Consider the following 16,764-nt stretch of genomic DNA (forward strand, 5'->3'; position numbering starts at 1 on the left):
ATGTCGTCTCCGTTACACCTTTTCCACATTCACAAGGAAGGACTTAAACTCTGGCGTCTGCGTGTTCGCATCACCAACGAATGGCGTTAACGTATTGGCAATAAAGCCTTTTTTCGCAACACCTTCATAGCCCCAGTGAATCGGAATACCGATGGTATCGATATCTTTGCCGTTCGCTTTCAGCGTGCGAATACGTTTGGTCACCACCGCTTTGGCTTTGATATAGCCACGGTTGGAGGAGACTTTCACGGTATCGCCCTGGGCAATGCCAAGTTTATTCGCCAGCGACTCCCCGATTTCCACAAACTGCTCTGGTTGCAAAATCGCGTTCAACAGCGCGTGTTTGGTCCAGTAGTGGAAGTGCTCGGTCAGACGATAGGTGGTTCCGACATACGGGAACTTATCGGCTTTACCCAATGCTTCGGCGTCGTCTTTAAAGATTCGCGCAGCCGGGTTCGAGATAACGTTTGGATGCAGCGGGTTAGTTCCCAGCGGCGTTTCAAACGGCTCGTAGTGTTCCGGGAACGGACCTTCCGCCATCTTATCGAGGGCAAACAGACGCCCCATGCCTTCCTGCTGCATGATAAACGGCCCAACACCGCTGCCCGGAGGCGCTGCGCTGTAGTCCGGAATATCCCAGCCGGTCCACTTAGTGCCGTCCCATTTCAGCAACTGACGCTTCGGATCCCACGGGTTACCCTGCGGATCTGCGGAGGCGCGGTTATACAGAATGCGGCGGTTAAGCGGCCATGCCCATGCCCAGCCCAGCGTGTTACCGAGGCCAGACGGATCGGCGTTATCACGGCGTGCCATCTGGTTGCCCTCTGGCGTCCAGCTACCGGCGAAAATCCAGCAGCCACAGGAGGTGGTACCGTCATCGCGCAGTTGGGCGAACGAGCTAAGTTGTTGGCCTTTCTTGACGATAACCGCCCCGGTTGCCGGATCGGTAATATCGGCCAGCGCCTTACCGTTGCTCTCCATCGCCACTTCTTCTGAAGATGGCTCATGCGGAATGGCGTAGTTCCAGGTCATGTTCAGCACCTGGTCCGGGTTCGCGCCACCCTGTTCGGCATACATCTTGCGCAAGCGCAGGAAGATACCGGAGAGGATCTCGCCATCAGTCAGCGCAATCCCTGGGGCGTCCGCACCTTTCCAGTGCCACTGTAACCAGCGACCGGAGTTAACGATTGAACCGTTCTCTTCTGCGAAGCAGGTCGATGGCAGACGGAACACTTCGGTCTGGATCTTCGACGAGTCAACTTCGTTCAGCTCACCGTGGTTCTGCCAGAAGTTAGAGGTTTCAGTGTTCAGCGGGTCGATGGTGACGAGGAACTTCAGTTTCGACAGACAACCGATCACTTTGTTTTTGTTCGGGAATGAGGCAACAGGGTTAAAGCCCTGGCAGATATAGCCATTGACCTTGCCTTCTTTCATCATCTCGAAGTATTGCAGGACGTCGTAGCCTTTATCCCACTTCGGCAACCAGTCAAAGCCCCAGCTATTTTCCGCCGTCGCTTTATCACCAAAGAAGGCCTTCATCATGGAGACGAAGAATTTCGGGTAGTTGCCCCAGTAGTTTACCTGGCCTTCCAGCAGCGGTTTTGGCGTGTTGGCGGTAAGGTAGGTTTGCAGATCGGTCTGCTTCTCGCTTGGCAGCGTCATGTAACCTGGCAGGCTCTGCGACAGCAGCCCCAGGTCCGTCAGCCCTTGAATGTTGGAGTGACCGCGCAGGGCGTTAACGCCGCCGCCTGCCATCCCCATATTGCCGAGCAGCAACTGGATCATCGCCATCGTACGAATGTTTTGCGCACCAACGGAGTGTTGCGTCCAGCCGAGCGCGTAAAGGAACGAGGCAGTTTTATCGTGAGCACTGGTTTCTGCGATGTATTCGCAGACTTTCAGGAACGCGTCTTTTGGCGTACCACAGATGTTTTCAACTACATCTGGCGTGTAGCGGGAAACGTGCTGTTTCAGCAAGTTCCACACGCAGCGCGGATGTTGCAGCGTGGTATCGCGTTTGGCGAAGCCGTTTTCGTCCAGTTCGTAAGTCCAGGAGGATTTATCGTACTTGCGTTTTTCCGCGTCATAGCCGGTGAACAGGCCATCTTCAAAGCCGTAATCCTCACGCACGATCAGGCTGGCGTTGGTATAGGCTTCGGTATATTCGCGGTTGAATTTTTCATTGTTCAGCAGGTACAGCAATACGCCTGACAGGAAAGCAATGTCAGTACCGGAACGAATAGGGGCATAGTAGTCAGCCACCGCCGCCGTACGCGTAAAGCGAGGATCGATCACAATCAGCTTCGCGCCGTTGTGAATTTTGGCTTCCATCGCCCAGCGGAACCCGACCGGGTGAGCTTCAGCGGCGTTACCGCCCATCACCACGACGAGGTTGGCGTTCTTGATGTCGACCCAGTGGTTGGTCATCGCACCGCGACCAAATGTTGGAGCAAGACTTGCTACCGTTGGTCCGTGTCAGACACGCGCCTGGTTGTCGACCGCGAGCATACCCAGCGCGCGGGAGAATTTTTGCGTTAAATAGCCGGTTTCGTTACTCGACGCGGAAGCACACAGCATCCCGGTGGAGAGCCAGCGGTTAACAGTCACGCCTTCGGCGTTTTGCGCAATGTAGTTAGCATCGCGGTCTTCTTTCATCAGTTTGGCGATGCGATCAAACGCCTCTTCCCAACTGATTTGCTGCCATTTATCAGAACCTGGCGCACGGTATTCCGGAAACTTCAGACGGCTTTCGGAGTGGATGAAATCCACCAGGCCAGCGCCTTTCGGACAAAGTGCACCGCGGTTGACCGGGTGATCCGGATCGCCTTCGATATGGAAGATAGATGCTTTGGCGTTTTTTGCTCCGTCACCGAGGCTGTACATCAACAGCCCACAGCCTACGGAACAATAGGTGCAGGTATTACGGGTTTCGCGGGTGCGCAGCAGTTTATACTGCCGAGTTTCCGCGAGTGCTACGCTGGGTGCAAAACCCAGTGCCGCTGCCGTGGTGCCTGCCATACCGCCAGCGCAGATCTTAAAGAACTGCCTTCTGCTGACCTGCATGGATTGCTCCTTGTTTCGACATTGTCACGTCCCATTTACATTCGCTTGCTGCGTGTGCAGGGAGTGGGAGTTATTTTTCTTTGCGGAAGGGGCCGCAAAGGTCCAGAATTGGCTCAATTTCCCTCCATCCAGGAAGGGTTTGTAACAGAATACCATAATGTTGGTGTGTGTGTTCTTATCTGGTTAAGAGAAAGTGAAAAAAACACAGCAAAAAGAAATCGAAAATGTGACAAATATCACAGGTGTTCGTCAAATTGAGTTATGGCGGCGTGATGATTTACAACACCCACGGTTAGATGAGGTCGCGGAAGAAGTTCCCGTTGCGCTGGTCTACAACGGCATTTCGCATGTAGTGATGATGGCGTCACCCAAAGACCTTGAGTACTTTGCGCTCGGTTTTTCGCTTTCCGAGGGGATTATCGAAAGTCCACGCGATATCTTCGGTATGGATGTCGTTCCTTCCTGTAATGGTCTGGAAGTGCAAATTGAGCTTTCCAGCCGCCGCTTTATGGGGTTGAAGGAACGTCGCCGGGCGCTGGCCGGGCGTACGGGCTGCGGCGTGTGCGGCGTGGAACAGCTTAATGATATCGGAAAACCGGTGCAGCCGCTGCCGTTCACCCAGACGTTTGATCTCAACAAACTGGATGATGCATTACGTCATCTCAATGATTTCCAGCCAGTGGGGCAACTGACTGGTTGTACTCACGCCGCTGCATGGATGTTGCCATCTGGCGAACTGGTCGGCGGGCATGAAGACGTGGGTCGCCATGTGGCGCTGGACAAACTGTTAGGCCGCCGGTCACAAGAAGGGGAAAGCTGGCAGCAAGGTGCGGTGCTGGTTTCCAGTCGTGCCAGTTATGAAATGGTGCAAAAGTCGGCGATGTGCGGCGTAGAGATTTTGTTTGCGGTGTCTGCCGCGACCACGCTTGCTGTAGAAGTGGCTGAGCGCTGTAATCTGACACTGGTAGGTTTTTGTAAACCGGGTCGGGCAACGGTTTATACCCATCCGCAGCGTTTGAGCAATTAATTAAAATAAGTCCTGCGATATATATTAAATTGCAGGACTTATTCATTTCGTGAATTTTATTATTTTATTTATAAACAAAACGCGTGTAGTGGCGTTAACGCCTGCGCTGCAACCTATTGATGGCGTGGCGGTGAGTTATATTGATGCTGCCGTAGCGTTGGGTAATACCATTAACGAAATGGATAAATATTACACCCAGGAAAATTATAAAGACGATGCGTTTGCGAAAGGGACAACGCTGCACCAGACATTCTTAAAAATCTTGAAGCCTTTGAACCTGTAGCAGAATCTTATCATGCGGCGATTCAGGAAATTAACGATAAGCGCCAGCTTGCGGAATTGAAAAATATTGAAGAAAGAGAAGGGGAAACATTCCACTACTACTCTCTGGCAGTCATGATTTCAGCGAAACAAATTAATAACCTGATATCGCAAAATAAGTTTGATGCAGAAGCGGCAATGAAGAAAGTGTCTGAACTGGAAACGCTGGTGGCGCAAGCCAAAGAAGCGGATAAAAGCGGCATGAATTTCTCGTTTATTAATTCGGCAGGCCAGTATCAACTCGAGGCTAAAAAATACGTTCGCCGCATCAGAGATAAAGTTCCGTACTCTGACTGGGATAAAGAGCAACTTCAGGATGCAAACACAAGCTGGATGGTCGACGACTCATTTCCCGAGAGCATTATGCGAGTACAACGAAATGGTCGATGAAATATTTCAGTCAATTGTAATCGCGGGGCGGGTTTGTGATGAGCGCGGATATGTCACGAAGTCGTGACAATATAAAGCAGAGTGAAGGATAAATTTTTTGAATAAAGTGTCATTATTTAATGATTTTGTGAATGTTTAAATGTCTCAGATAATTTGTTTAAGCGTTATTTATATTTGTGGCTTATGAGTCAGCGTGAATCATATCTAATATTTTTTACGATATTTAGTTAAAAACGGCACTATTGTTATATTCCTCACGTTCCAGGAAATCAGCGGATTTACTCATATTATGCAGCGGGATACTATCCATCGGCCTGCTGAAGTTGGATTGAAAATTCGAAAGTGCACACCTTATATTTCTCTATATACGTATTCCTTTTGGAAAGCGTAGGGTCTCTTTTATTTCAGGGAACGTAAATAATGAAAAAATCGACATTATCTTTAGCCATCGGTTTATTATTGGCATGTAGTACCGGAATGGCAAAAACACAGCATTTAACGCTGGAACAACGCATGGCATTGCTGGAAGAACGCCTGGAAGCGGCAGAAATGCGGGCAGCAAAAGCAGAGAGCCAGGTTAAACAGCTGCAGACACAACAAGCCGCTGAGATCCGCGAAATTAAGGCTGCCCAGGGCAATACGCCGGTAAATGGACAGGCAACGGCGGAATCTGCAAAGAAAAATTCCACCTCACCTAATCTTTTGCTTTCAGGTTATGGCGATTTAAAAATCTACGGCGACGTAGAATTTAATATGGATGCGGAAAGTAATCATGGCCTGCTGGCAATGACCAACGCTGATGTGAATAGCGATCCCACTAATGAACAGTGGAATCTCAATGGTCGTATTCTGTTAGGTTTTGATGGTATGCGAAAATTGGATAATGGTTATTTCGCCGGGTTCTCCGCACAACCGCTGGGGGACATGCACGGTTCAGTAAATATCGATGATGCGGTATTCTTCTTTGGCAAAGAAAACGACTGGAAGGTCAAAGTAGGCCGTTTTGAAGCCTACGATATGTTCCCGCTGAATCAGGATACCTTTGTTGAACATTCCGGTAATACTGCGAACGATCTTTATGACGATGGCAGCGGTTATATCTATATGATGAAAGAGGGCCGCGGGCGCTCTAACGCTGGCGGTAATTTTCTCGTCAGCAAACAACTTGATAACTGGTATTTTGAATTAAACACGTTACTTGAAGACGGAACATCTTTATATAATGACGGTAATTATCATGGACGCGATATGGAGCAGCAGAAAAATGTTGCTTATCTGCGTCCGGTAATTGCCTGGTCGCCGACGGAAGAATTTACCGTTTCCGCAGCGATGGAAGCGAACGTGGTAAATAATGCTTATGGTTATACCGATAGCACGGGTAATTTTGTCGATCAGTCCGATCGTACCGGCTATGGTATGAGCGTGACCTGGAATGGCCTGAAAACGGATCCGGAAAATGGCGTCGTGGTTAATCTTAATACCGCCTATTTAGATGCTAATAATGAGAAAGATTTCACTGCCGGGATTAACGCGCTGTGGAAACGTTTCGAGCTGGGTTATATCTACGCGCACAATAAGATTGATGAATTCAGCGGTGTAGTTTGTGATAACGACTGCTGGATTGATGATGAAGGGACGTACACCATTCACACCATTCATGCGTCTTATCAGTTCGCTAATGTGATGGATATGGAGAACTTTAATATTTACCTCGGGACGTATTACTCCATTCTGGATAGCGACGGTGATAAAAAACACGGTGATGATACTGATGACCGTTACGGCGCACGCGTTCGCTTTAAATACTTCTTCTGATGAAGGCGCGGTGCTGGATATTTTCCGGCACCGCAACTCATTAGGGCAGGTAAAACACTTCTTGCAGCTCGCTACTGACTGGGCTGTTATCCGGGTTAGCTGGCATAACGTCGGTCATATATTTCCACCAACGTTGGCAGATTTCAGTGCTGGCAACCGCATTCCACCGTTCTTCAGATTCAATCTCTACCGTGGCAAACAGCAGATTACGCGCTTTGTCGAGGTAAATGGCGTAGTTATGCGCACCGTGAGATTTCAACACTGCTTCCAGTTCCGGCCAGATTGGATTATGCCGACGCTGATACTCTTCGTGGGCGTCGGGGTTAACCTGCATGACAAAGGCTTTGCGGATCATGTTTGCTCCTTACAGCGCCAGCGCACTGGCGAGTGGTGTAACGCCGAAACGCTGGCCGAGTGCTATCAACTCTTCACGACTGATGGTCTGTTTCATGCCGCCCATCGAATAAACCTTCACTAATACTTGTGCTGATTTTTCTGCGGTGTCGATTAAACCGAATGTTTCATCCAGTGTCGGACCGCTGCCGAAGACGCCGTGGAAGGGCCACAACACCAGCGAATGTTTTTGCATTTCCTGTGCGGTCGCCTGGCCGATTTCGTCGGTGCCGGGCACCATCCACGGCAAAATGCCGACGCCATCCGGGAACACTACCAGACATTCGGTGCTGCCTTCCCACAGTTGGCGAGTGAAGACCGCGGTGTCGTTTTCCAGTACGTAGGTAAGGGCGATCAGGTTGGTGGCATGGCAGTGCATGATCACCCGATCTTTACCGTTGGTGGCTTTAATGCGTTCGCAGTGGGAGAGGAAGTGCGCCGGGAGTTCAGAGGTTGGAACGGCTTCGTGAGTTAGCCCCCAGAGAATGTGGTAGCCCGCGCCGTCGCTGTCGACTTTTACGACGCCTAAGTTAGCCGCAGGATCAAGCTGGACGTTGCGGAAGAATTTGCCGGAGCCGGTGACAATAAACGGTGTATTTGCCAGTAAAGGCATGGGCTGGCTGAGCGGGATATAGCGCGGTTGTTGGTGGAAGTTGTCGTGATACGGTGCGATATCGGCGTCATCCAGGCGCAGTGTCAGGTTACCACCATTGCGCTCGTCCCAGCCTTTCAGCCAGGCGTCGGTGGTGGCTTTGATCATTCCCTGGACAAACCAGGACTGGGTAATGTTTTGCATGTTCTGTGTTCCTGTAAATTCGGTGTTGTCGGATGCACGACCCGTAGGCCGAATAAGGCGCTCGCGCCGCATCCGGCAGTGTTTACCCGCGGCGACTCAAAATTTCTTTCTCATAAGCCCGCACGCTCTTCAACCATTCGCTACCCGCTGGGGTATCGTGACGTTGGCAATACATTTCCCAGACCGCCTGCCACGGCAACGATTTCTGCTCTTCCAGCAGTGCCAGACGCGCAGTGTAATCGCCCGCCGCTTCCAGCTTGCGCAGCTCAGCGGTAGGTTCCAGCAACGCACGCAGCAGGGCTTTTTTCATATTGCGTGTACCAATGACCCACGCGGCAATGCGGTTGATAGAGGCATCAAAGAAATCGAGACCGATATGCACACGGTCGAACAGATCGTGACGAACAATCTCACTGGCAATCGCCTGGGTTTCATCATCCAGCAGCACTACGTGATCGCTGTCCCAGCGAACCGGACGGCTGACGTGCAGTAGCAACTGCGGTACATACAGCATGGCGGCGGAAATCTTGTCGGAAATCACTTCAGTCGGGTGGAAATGCCCGGCGTCCAGGCACAGCGCCGTCTGGCGGCTGGTGGCATACCCCATGTAAAACTCATTGGAGCCAACCGTGTAGCTCTCCGCGCCAATACCAAACAATTTGCTCTCAACGGCGTCGATATGGTGCGCCGGATCCAGCTTCTCGCTGATCACCTCATCCAGTGCTGCCAGCAAACGCTGGCGCGGAGCGAGACGGTCAACGGTGATATCTTTCATGCCATCCGGGATCCAGATGTTCATCACCGATGGCGTGCCAAGTTGCTCGCCAAAATAGGCTGAAACACGGCGGCTGGCTTTGCAGTGATCAATCCAGAACTGGCGAATACTGTCGTCGGCATGGGAAAGCGTAAAGCCATCGGCGCTTAGCGGATGCGAAAAACAGGAGGGGTTAAAATCCAGACCGAGCTGATTGGCTTTCGCCCATTCAACCCAGTTTTTGAAGTGCTCTGGTTTGATCTGGTCGCGCGCGACGGGCGTATCGGATTCCAGATAGATGGCATGTAAATTAAGCCGTTTCGGCCCCGGAATCAGCCGCATAGCTTGTTCCAAATCGGCACGTAGCTCGCTGCCATTACGCGCTTTGCCCGGATAATTGCCAGTAGCCTGAATCCCCCCGGTCAGCGAACCTTCCGGGTTTTCAAAACCGGAAACATCATCGCCCTGCCAGCAGTGCATTGAAACGGGTAAACGATCAAGTTGGCGCAGCGCCTCCTCGACATCAATCCCCACCGCCGCGAAACGCTGTTTCGCCAGCTCCCAGGCCTGTTCCAGTTGAGTGGTCATGCGCAAAGCTCCTTTGTCTGTCGTGTAGAGTGAATCTGCGCCACATAGTGGGCAATTTCACTGTCAGGATTAGGGGTAAAGGTGGTCAGATTCGCGGTGGTGCTGACGACCTGACGGAAATCATCCACATTGTTGAGTTCATCCAGCGTCATTAACTGGATGCCGATATTGCCGAGCGTCGAGGCTTCAACAGGCCCGGCGATCACCCGAATACCGCAGGCATCAGCACATAACTGGTTGAGCAGCGCGTTCTGGCAGCCACCGCCGACAATATGCAGTTGCGAGAAATCTTCACCGCGTAGCTGCGCCAGTTCATGCAACACATCGGCATACAGCAGCGCCAGACTGTCGAAAATACAGCGCGCCAGTTCAGCATCACTTTCCGGGATCGGTTGCGCCGTTTCCCGACACGCAGCCTGAATTTCGCTGCACATCTCGTCAGGATTAATAAAGCGATCGTCATTGGGATTGATGGTGAAGCGGCAAGCCGGCAGTGCCTGTGTCGCGGCGATAAGCGCCGGAAGATCGTTGATTTGCCGCTCCTGAAGCACCCGCTGAAGCAGCCATAAGCCCATAATATTTTTCAGCACCCGATAGCGACCTTCCGCCCCGCCTTCGTTGGTGATATTGGCTGCCAGCGCCGTGTCATTGGTAAATGGCGTCTGGCTTTCGAAGCCCATCAATGACCAGGTGCCAGAAGAGAGATAAGCGGCGCGTGAACCGCTTAACGGCGAGGCGATAACCGCGCTGGCGGTATCATGGCTGGCAACGGCGACCACCGGAATCTCATTACCCTGCGGGCAAATCCAGTGACCTATGACATTACCCGGATGCGTCGGGCGACCAAACCAGGCTTTGTTGGCACCGCTCCACGCCAGTAGCGACTCGTCCCAGTCGTCGCTATTGATATTGACCAGTTGCGTGGTCGTGGCGTTGGTGTACTCCCAGTTCATCTCGCCGGTCAGGCGATAACTAAAGTAATCCGCCATCAGCAGAGCGTGAGCAATGTGTGGAATAAGTTCAGGTTGTTGCTCCGTCAGCGCACGCAACTGATAGATCGTATTGAAGGGTAGAAATTGTATGCCGCTACGCTGATAAATATCGCGTTTGCCGAGTTGCTGTTGTGCCTGCGCCATCAGGCCATTGGTGCGGCTATCGCGATAAGCAACGGGCAGGCCCACACGCTGACCCTGTTGGTCGAGCAGCACAAAGTCCACGCCCCAGGTATCAATCCCAATGCTATCGATACGAATCCCTTCCTCGCACACCTTGTTTAATCCAAGGCGAATGGCACTTTCCAGGCTATCCACATCCCAGGTGACATAACCGTTCTGGCTATGCAGCCCATTGTTAAAACGATGGATTTCACGCAGCGTCAGGCTGCGGCATTCACGCTCGTAACGCGCCAGCATCACGCGCCCACTGGATGCGCCGAGATCGACGGCGACACAATTGCGAAAGGTCATAATGTGATCCTGCTGAATTTCATTACGACCAGTCTAAAAAGCGCCTGACTTCGCGACCTTCTCGTTACTGACAGGAAAATGGGTCATTGGCAACCAGGGAAAGATGAACGTGATGATGTTCACAATTTGCTGAATTGTGGTGATGTGATGCTTACCGCATTTCCTGAAAATTCACGCTGTATCTTGAAAAATCAACGTTTTTTACGTGGTTTTCCGTCGAAAATTTAAGGTAAGAACCTGACCTCGTGGTTACTATTTCGCCGTGTTGACGACATCAGGAGGCCAGTATGACCGTATTACATAGTGTGGATTTTTTTCCGTCTGGTAACGCGTCCGTGGCGATAGAACCCCGGCTCCCGCAGGCGGATTTTCCTGAACATCATCATGATTTTCATGAAATTGTGATTGTCGAACATGGCACGGGTATTCATGTGTTTAATGGGCAGCCCTATACCATCACCGGTGGCACGGTCTGTTTCGTACGCGATCATGATCGGCATCTGTATGAACATACCGATAATCTGTGTCTGACCAATGTGCTGTATCGCTCGCCGGATCGATTTCAGTTTCTCGCCGGGCTGAATCAGTTGCTGCCACAAGAGCAGGATGGGCAGTATCCGTCTCACTGGCGCGTTAACCACAGCGTGTTGCAGCAGGTGCGACAGCTGGTTGCACAGATGGAACAGCAGGAAGAGGAAAATGATTTACCCTCGACCGCCAGTCGCGAGATCTTATTTATGCAATTACTGCTCTTGCTGCGTAAAAGCAGTTTGCAGGAGAACCTGGAAAACAGCGCGTCACGTCTCAACTTGCTTCTGGCCTGGCTGGAGGACCATTTTGCCGATGAGGTGAATTGGGATGCCGTGGCGGATCAATTTTCTCTTTCGCTGCGTACGCTACATCGGCAGCTTAAGCAGAAAACGGGACTGACGCCTCAGCGTTACCTGAACCGCCTGCGACTGATGAAAGCCCGACATCTGCTACGCCACAGCGAGGCCAGCGTTACTGACATCGCCTATCGCTGCGGATTCAGCGACAGTAACCACTTTTCGACGCTTTTTCGCCGAGAGTTTAACTGGTCACCGCGTGATATTCGTCAGGAACGGGATGGTTTTCTGCAATAACGCGAATCTTCTCAACGTATTTGTACGCCATATTGCGAATAATCAACTTCGTTCTCTGGCCGAGGTAGCCACGGTGGCGCATCAGTTAAAACTTCTCAAAGATGATTTTTTTGCCAGCGACCAGCAGGCAGTCGCTGTGGCTGACCGTTATCCGCAAGATGTCTTTGCCGAACATACACATGATTTTTGTGAGCTGGTGATTGTCTGGCGCGGTAATGGTCTGCATGTACTCAACGATCGCCCTTATCGCATTACCCGTGGCGATCTCTTTTACATTCATGCTGACGATAAACACTCCTACGCTTCCGTTAACGATCTGGTTTTGCAGAATATTATTTATTGCCCGGAGCGGCTGAAGCTGAATCTTGACTGGCAGAGGGCGATTCCGGGATTTAGCGCCAGCGCAGGGCAGCCACACTGGCGCTTAGGTAGCATGGGGATGGCACAGGCGCGGCAGATTATCGGTCAGCTTGAGCATGAAAGTAGTCAGCATGTGCCGTTTGCTAACGAAATGGCAGAGTTGCTGTTCGGGCAGTTGGTGATGTTGCTGAATCGCCATCGTTACACCAGTGATTCGTTGCCGCCAACATCCAGCGAAACGTTGCTGGATAAGCTGATTACCCGGCTGGCGGCCAGCCTGAAAAGTCCCTTTGCGCTGGATGAATTTTGTGATGAGGCATCGTGCAGTGAGCGCGTTTTGCGTCAGCAATTTCGCCAGCAGACTGGAATGACCATCAATCAATATCTGCGGCAGGTCAGAGTGTGTCATGCGCAATATCTTCTCCAGCATAGCCGCCTGTTAATCAGTGATATTTCAACCGAATGTGGCTTTGAAGATAGTAACTATTTTTCGGTGGTGTTTACCCGGGAAACCGGGATGACGCCCAGCCAGTGGCGTCATCTCAATTCGCAGAAAGATTAATTCGCCATGCCCATGCCGACGATGTTGGCGGCAACAATAATCACCACACAACCGAGGCTCAACACCGTTACCGGACGGCGACCTGCATTGTTCCACTCTTTCAGCACCAGCCCGACGATACCGCCGCACAATACATAGAAGCTCATATGCAGCATCCAGCTGATGTAGTCATACTGCGCCGGAATACGCGCGTGGCCCCAGGCATAGAAAAAGAATTGCAGATACCACATCAACCCGCCCAGTGCTGAGAGTAACACATTGTGAAAGATCAGCGGTTTTGCCAGCGAGAAGTCGGCTTTTAGCGACAAATCCTTCACTTTTGCCAGACGAATGAAGCAGAAACCGAGGTTGATGATCGCGCCGCCGCCCATGATGACAACATAGCTTGGCAGAGCGACATACAGTGGATCGACGCCCAGTGCAGCAGCGGCTTCATGCATCGGTTTTGCGGCGTTCATCGCAAAGGACATCCCGGCAGAGAAAATGCCGCACATCACCGCCAGCACCAGCCCTTTTTTCAGGTTGAACTCTTCGGCTTTAATGCCCATCTTGCGCTCTTTCAACTGCCCGGCGCGAGTCACAATCCCTACACCAATCAGCGCCACCAGAACGCCGAGCAATGTCATGCGTCCACCTTCGGTATTGATCAACACATCGAAATTGCCGTTGATAATTGGCGTCATCAGCGTACCAACAATCAACGTGATACCAATGGCGATACCAATCCCCATCGACATGCCGAGATAACGCATGGTCAGGCCGTAGTTGATATTACCGATCCCCCACATAGCGCCGAACAGAAAAACAGGCAGCAGTGTAGAGAGACTAAACGAGCTGTAATACGCCCAAAAATTCGGTAGTAACAGGGCGCTGATGGCCCACGGCAGAATAATCCACGAAACAATCCCACCGACTGACCACATGGTTTCCCATGACCATTTTTTTACTTTTTTGAACGGAGCGTAAAAACAGGCTGCACTGGCCGCGCCGATCAAATGCCAAAATATCCCCATCGTAATCGCGTTACTCATCTTCTTATCCTCATCATTTTTCGTCGCGTCACATCTCCGACGAGATGAGTGTAAAAATCGTGCTGTCGATTAACCTTTCGCCTGTTGCCGCCGTTGTCGATTTGCTGGCAATCACGGCATTAAGTGGGTGATTTGCTTCACATCTCGGGCATTTTCCTGCAAAACCATACCCTTACGAAAAGTACGGCATTGATAATCATTTTCAATATCATTTAATTAACTATAATGAACCAACTGCTTACGCGGCATTAACAATCGGCCGCCCGACAATACTGGAGATGAATATGAGCTATACCCTGCCATCCCTGCCGTATGCTTACGATGCCCTGGAACCGCACTTCGATAAGCAGACCATGGAAATCCACCACACCAAACACCATCAGACCTACGTCAACAACGCCAATGCGGCGCTGGAAAGCCTGCCAGAATTTGCCAACCTGCCGGTTGAAGAGCTGATCACCAAACTGGACCAGCTGCCAGCAGACAAGAAAACCGTACTGCGCAACAACGCTGGCGGTCACGCTAACCACAGCCTGTTCTGGAAAGGTCTGAAAAAAGGCACTACCTTACAGGGTGACCTGAAAGCGGCTATCGAACGTGACTTCGGCTCCGTTGATAACTTCAAAGCAGAATTTGAGAAAGCGGCAGCTTCCCGCTTTGGTTCCGGCTGGGCATGGCTGGTGCTGAAAGGCGATAAACTGGCGGTGGTTTCTACTGCTAACCAGGACTCTCCGCTGATGGGTGAAGCTATTTCTGGCGCTTCCGGCTTCCCGATTCTGGGCCTGGATGTGTGGGAACATGCTTACTACCTGAAATTCCAGAACCGCCGTCCGGACTACATCAAAGAGTTCTGGAACGTGGTGAACTGGGATGAAGCAGCGGCACGTTTCGCGGCGAAAAAATAATCATTTGCCGCCTGCTGCAATGAGGCGTTTACGCCGCATATCAGCTTAAAAAATGAACCATCGCCAACGGCGGTGGTTTTTTTGTGATCAATTTCAAAATAAAAACAATGATCCGATAAAAATAAAACAGTGTTTCAATTGATGTGGTTTTGATCACTTTTATTGATTAAATGAATGTCTATCTTCGTTTCCATCAACACTGATGCTCCGTTGAGGAATTACGCATCAGCCCTTAAAAATATGCCGACAGGTGATGGAAATGCAGATAAAACGCTCGATTGAGAAAATCCCGGGGGGGATGATGCTCGTCCCGCTATTCCTTGGCGCACTGTGCCACACCTTCTCGCCGGAGGCGGGGAAATATTTTGGATCATTCACCAACGGGATGATTACCGGTACGGTGCCCATTCTGGCGGTGTGGTTTTTTTGCATGGGGGCGTCAATAAAATTAAGCGCGACGGGAACGGTATTACGTAAATCCGGTACGCTGGTGGTAACAAAAATTGCCGTCGCGTGGGTGGTTGCGGCAATTGCCTCACGCATTATTCCGGAACATGGTGTTGAAGTTGGATTCTTTGCCGGACTTTCAACGCTGGCGCTGGTGGCGGCGATGGATATGACCAACGGCGGACTTTACGCTTCCATCATGCAACAGTACGGCACAAAAGAAGAAGCTGGGGCATTTGTGTTGATGTCATTGGAGTCCGGGCCGCTCATGACGATGATTATTCTGGGCACTGCCGGGATTGCCTCATTTGAACCGCATGTTTTCGTCGGCGCAGTATTACCGTTCCTGGTGGGCTTTGCCCTTGGGAACCTTGACCCTGAATTACGAGAATTTTTCAGCAAAGCGGTGCAGACGCTGATTCCATTCTTTGCCTTCGCGCTGGGCAATACCATTGATTTGACTGTAATTGCCCAGACAGGTTTGCTGGGGATCCTGTTGGGTGTGGCAGTAATTATCGTGACCGGTATTCCGTTGATTATCGCCGATAAATTGATTGGCGGTGGCGATGGCACTGCCGGAATTGCCGCTTCCAGTTCCGCAGGGGCCGCGGTAGCGACACCTGTGCTGATTGCTGAAATGGTGCCTGCGTTTAAACCGATGGCTCCGGCAGCAACTTCGCTGGTTGCGACGGCGGTCATTGTGACTTCGATTCTGGTGCCAATTCTTACCTCTATCTGGTCACGTAAAGTCAAAGCCAGAGTGGCGAAAATCGAAATTTTAGGCACGGTAAAATAAACCTGCTTCCTTAATCCCCACAGCCGGATGAACTAACGTTCGTCCGGTTTGCTATTGAGCTCCTGCCTGGATACATACCGCGAAAACAGCACGCCTGACATAAAATAAATATGGTCTAATGGGGAAATTTCTCGTGGAGAGGGAACAGATGCGATATCCGGTTGATGTATACACAGGCAAGATTCAGGCTTATCCCGAAGGCAAACCCAGCGCAATTGCCAAAATCCAGGTTGATGGTGAGTTGATGCTGACGGAGCTGGGGCTGGAAGGTGACGAGCAGGCGGAGAAAAAGGTTCACGGCGGGCCAGACAGAGCGCTGTGTCATTATCCTCGTGAGCACTATCTCTACTGGGCGCGGGAATTTCCGGAACAGGCGGAGTTGTTTGTTGCGCCTGCGTTTGGCGAAAATCTCTCAACCGACGGCCTCACGGAAAGTAATGTTTATATTGGCGATATTTTCCGCTGGGGAGAGGCATTAATTCAGGTCAGCCAGCCACGCTCCCCTTGCTATAAACTCAATTACCATTTTGATATCAGCGACATAGCGCAGTTGATGCAAAACACGGGTAAAGTGGGGTGGTTGTATAGCGTGATTGCGCCAGGGTTGGTATCTGCTGATGCGCCGCTGGAGTTGGTTTCCCGTGTCAGTGATGTGACCGTGCAGGAGGCTGCCGCCATCGCATGGCATATGCCGTTTGATGACGAGCAGTATCACCGTTTACTCTCCGCCGCCGGGTTATCGAAAAGCTGGACGCGGACGATGCAAAAGCGCCGACTGAGCGGCAAGATCGAAGATTTTTCCCGCCGGTTGTGGGGAAAATAACCCCCGGAGTGTAGGCCTGATAAGACGCTATCAGCGTCGCATCAGGCATCCTGCTCAAATGCCGGATGCGGCGTAAACGCCTTATCCTGCCTACAATGCGGAG

Annotated in this window: 13 protein-coding genes and 1 pseudogene; 8 read left to right on the top strand and 6 right to left on the bottom strand. The window is 51.3% G+C overall.

The genetic code is table 11. The features are described from left to right. Positions 1–12: 12 nt before the first annotated feature. Entirely contained in the window at positions 13–3,063 is a 3,051-nt protein-coding gene (gene fdnG / locus ACJHYR_RS18415) for a formate dehydrogenase-N subunit alpha (RefSeq protein WP_010723259.1), read from the bottom strand. 193 nt (positions 3,064–3,256) lie between these two features. Between fdnG and fdhD the strand changes: the two genes are divergently transcribed. The 3 genes and pseudogenes from fdhD (at position 3,257) to ACJHYR_RS18430 (ending at position 6,616) form a co-directional block, all read left to right on the top strand. Then, positions 3,257–4,090: a formate dehydrogenase accessory sulfurtransferase FdhD gene (gene fdhD, locus ACJHYR_RS18420; RefSeq protein ID WP_000753589.1), complete on the top strand. Its 834-nt coding sequence runs from the start codon at positions 3,257–3,259 to the stop codon at positions 4,088–4,090. Between the two features lie 88 nt (positions 4,091–4,178). Then, positions 4,179–4,868 (top strand): annotated as a pseudogene (locus tag ACJHYR_RS18425) (YiiG family protein); the annotation flags it as partial. A gap of 353 nt (positions 4,869–5,221) precedes the next feature. After that, on the top strand, positions 5,222–6,616 hold the full coding sequence (locus ACJHYR_RS18430; RefSeq protein WP_059327823.1) for a carbohydrate porin: 1,395 nt from the start codon (positions 5,222–5,224) through the stop codon (positions 6,614–6,616). 40 nt (positions 6,617–6,656) lie between these two features. Here the strand turns inward: ACJHYR_RS18430 and rhaM are convergent, their stop codons facing one another. The 4 genes from rhaM to rhaB form a co-directional block, all read right to left on the bottom strand. After that, positions 6,657–6,971 (bottom strand): L-rhamnose mutarotase, encoded by a 315-nt coding sequence (rhaM, locus tag ACJHYR_RS18435; RefSeq protein WP_000619508.1) that lies wholly within the window; start codon positions 6,969–6,971, stop codon positions 6,657–6,659. 9 nt (positions 6,972–6,980) lie between these two features. Next, positions 6,981–7,805, bottom strand: a complete 825-nt coding sequence (rhaD, locus tag ACJHYR_RS18440) for a rhamnulose-1-phosphate aldolase (RefSeq protein ID WP_001179749.1) — start codon at positions 7,803–7,805, stop codon at positions 6,981–6,983. A gap of 82 nt (positions 7,806–7,887) precedes the next feature. After that, positions 7,888–9,147, bottom strand: coding sequence for an L-rhamnose isomerase (gene rhaA / locus ACJHYR_RS18445; RefSeq protein ID WP_001586512.1), 1,260 nt, complete (start codon positions 9,145–9,147; stop codon positions 7,888–7,890). Continuing rightward, positions 9,144–10,613, bottom strand: coding sequence for a rhamnulokinase (gene rhaB, locus ACJHYR_RS18450; protein ID WP_000144068.1), 1,470 nt, complete (start codon positions 10,611–10,613; stop codon positions 9,144–9,146). Before rhaB ends, rhaA begins: the two co-directional genes overlap by 4 nt. Positions 10,614–10,900: 287 nt before the next feature. Between rhaB and rhaS the strand changes: the two genes are divergently transcribed. Both rhaS and rhaR read left to right on the top strand, forming a co-directional pair. After that, positions 10,901–11,737: an HTH-type transcriptional activator RhaS gene (gene rhaS, locus ACJHYR_RS18455; protein WP_072837528.1), complete on the top strand. Its 837-nt coding sequence runs from the start codon at positions 10,901–10,903 to the stop codon at positions 11,735–11,737. 73 nt (positions 11,738–11,810) lie between these two features. Next, on the top strand, positions 11,811–12,659 hold the full coding sequence (gene rhaR, locus ACJHYR_RS18460) for an HTH-type transcriptional activator RhaR (protein WP_001309887.1): 849 nt from the start codon (positions 11,811–11,813) through the stop codon (positions 12,657–12,659). On the opposite strand, the gene rhaT is transcribed toward rhaR, so the two are convergent. Continuing rightward, the gene (rhaT, locus tag ACJHYR_RS18465) at positions 12,656–13,690 is read right to left on the bottom strand and encodes an L-rhamnose/proton symporter RhaT (RefSeq protein WP_000063505.1); all 1,035 of its coding nucleotides are present in this window, start codon (positions 13,688–13,690) and stop codon (positions 12,656–12,658) included. The two genes, rhaR and rhaT, sit on opposite strands and share 4 nt — an antisense overlap. Before the next feature lie 284 nt (positions 13,691–13,974). Between rhaT and sodA the strand changes: the two genes are divergently transcribed. From sodA to yiiM, 3 genes are all read left to right on the top strand, one after another. After that, positions 13,975–14,595: a superoxide dismutase [Mn] gene (gene sodA / locus ACJHYR_RS18470; RefSeq protein WP_001297064.1), complete on the top strand. Its 621-nt coding sequence runs from the start codon at positions 13,975–13,977 to the stop codon at positions 14,593–14,595. A gap of 259 nt (positions 14,596–14,854) precedes the next feature. Next, complete coding sequence (kdgT, locus tag ACJHYR_RS18475) at positions 14,855–15,838, top strand: 2-keto-3-deoxygluconate transporter (protein ID WP_001166045.1); 984 nt, start codon at positions 14,855–14,857, stop codon at positions 15,836–15,838. A gap of 148 nt (positions 15,839–15,986) precedes the next feature. Beyond that, positions 15,987–16,661, top strand: coding sequence for a 6-hydroxyaminopurine reductase (gene yiiM, locus ACJHYR_RS18480; protein WP_001270252.1), 675 nt, complete (start codon positions 15,987–15,989; stop codon positions 16,659–16,661). Positions 16,662–16,764: the final 103 nt, after the last annotated feature.

The organism is Escherichia sp. WS1450 (assembly GCF_046487395.1).
Classification (GTDB): domain Bacteria; phylum Pseudomonadota; class Gammaproteobacteria; order Enterobacterales; family Enterobacteriaceae; genus Escherichia; species Escherichia coli.

What these genes read in the sequence shown, in the direction of transcription:
- ACJHYR_RS18430 (WP_059327823.1), top strand. Translation starts at nt 5,222, where the DNA reads ATGAAAAAATCGACATTATCTTTAGCCATCGGTTTATTATTGGCATGT.
- rhaM (WP_000619508.1), bottom strand. Translation starts at nt 6,971, where the DNA reads ATGATCCGCAAAGCCTTTGTCATGCAGGTTAACCCCGACGCCCACGAA.
- rhaD (WP_001179749.1), bottom strand. Translation starts at nt 7,805, where the DNA reads ATGCAAAACATTACCCAGTCCTGGTTTGTCCAGGGAATGATCAAAGCC.
- rhaA (WP_001586512.1), bottom strand. Translation starts at nt 9,147, where the DNA reads ATGACCACTCAACTGGAACAGGCCTGGGAGCTGGCGAAACAGCGTTTC.
- rhaB (WP_000144068.1), bottom strand. Translation starts at nt 10,613, where the DNA reads ATGACCTTTCGCAATTGTGTCGCCGTCGATCTCGGCGCATCCAGTGGG.
- rhaS (WP_072837528.1), top strand. Translation starts at nt 10,901, where the DNA reads ATGACCGTATTACATAGTGTGGATTTTTTTCCGTCTGGTAACGCGTCC.
- rhaT (WP_000063505.1), bottom strand. Translation starts at nt 13,690, where the DNA reads ATGAGTAACGCGATTACGATGGGGATATTTTGGCATTTGATCGGCGCG.
- sodA (WP_001297064.1), top strand. Translation starts at nt 13,975, where the DNA reads ATGAGCTATACCCTGCCATCCCTGCCGTATGCTTACGATGCCCTGGAA.
- kdgT (WP_001166045.1), top strand. Translation starts at nt 14,855, where the DNA reads ATGCAGATAAAACGCTCGATTGAGAAAATCCCGGGGGGGATGATGCTC.
- yiiM (WP_001270252.1), top strand. Translation starts at nt 15,987, where the DNA reads ATGCGATATCCGGTTGATGTATACACAGGCAAGATTCAGGCTTATCCC.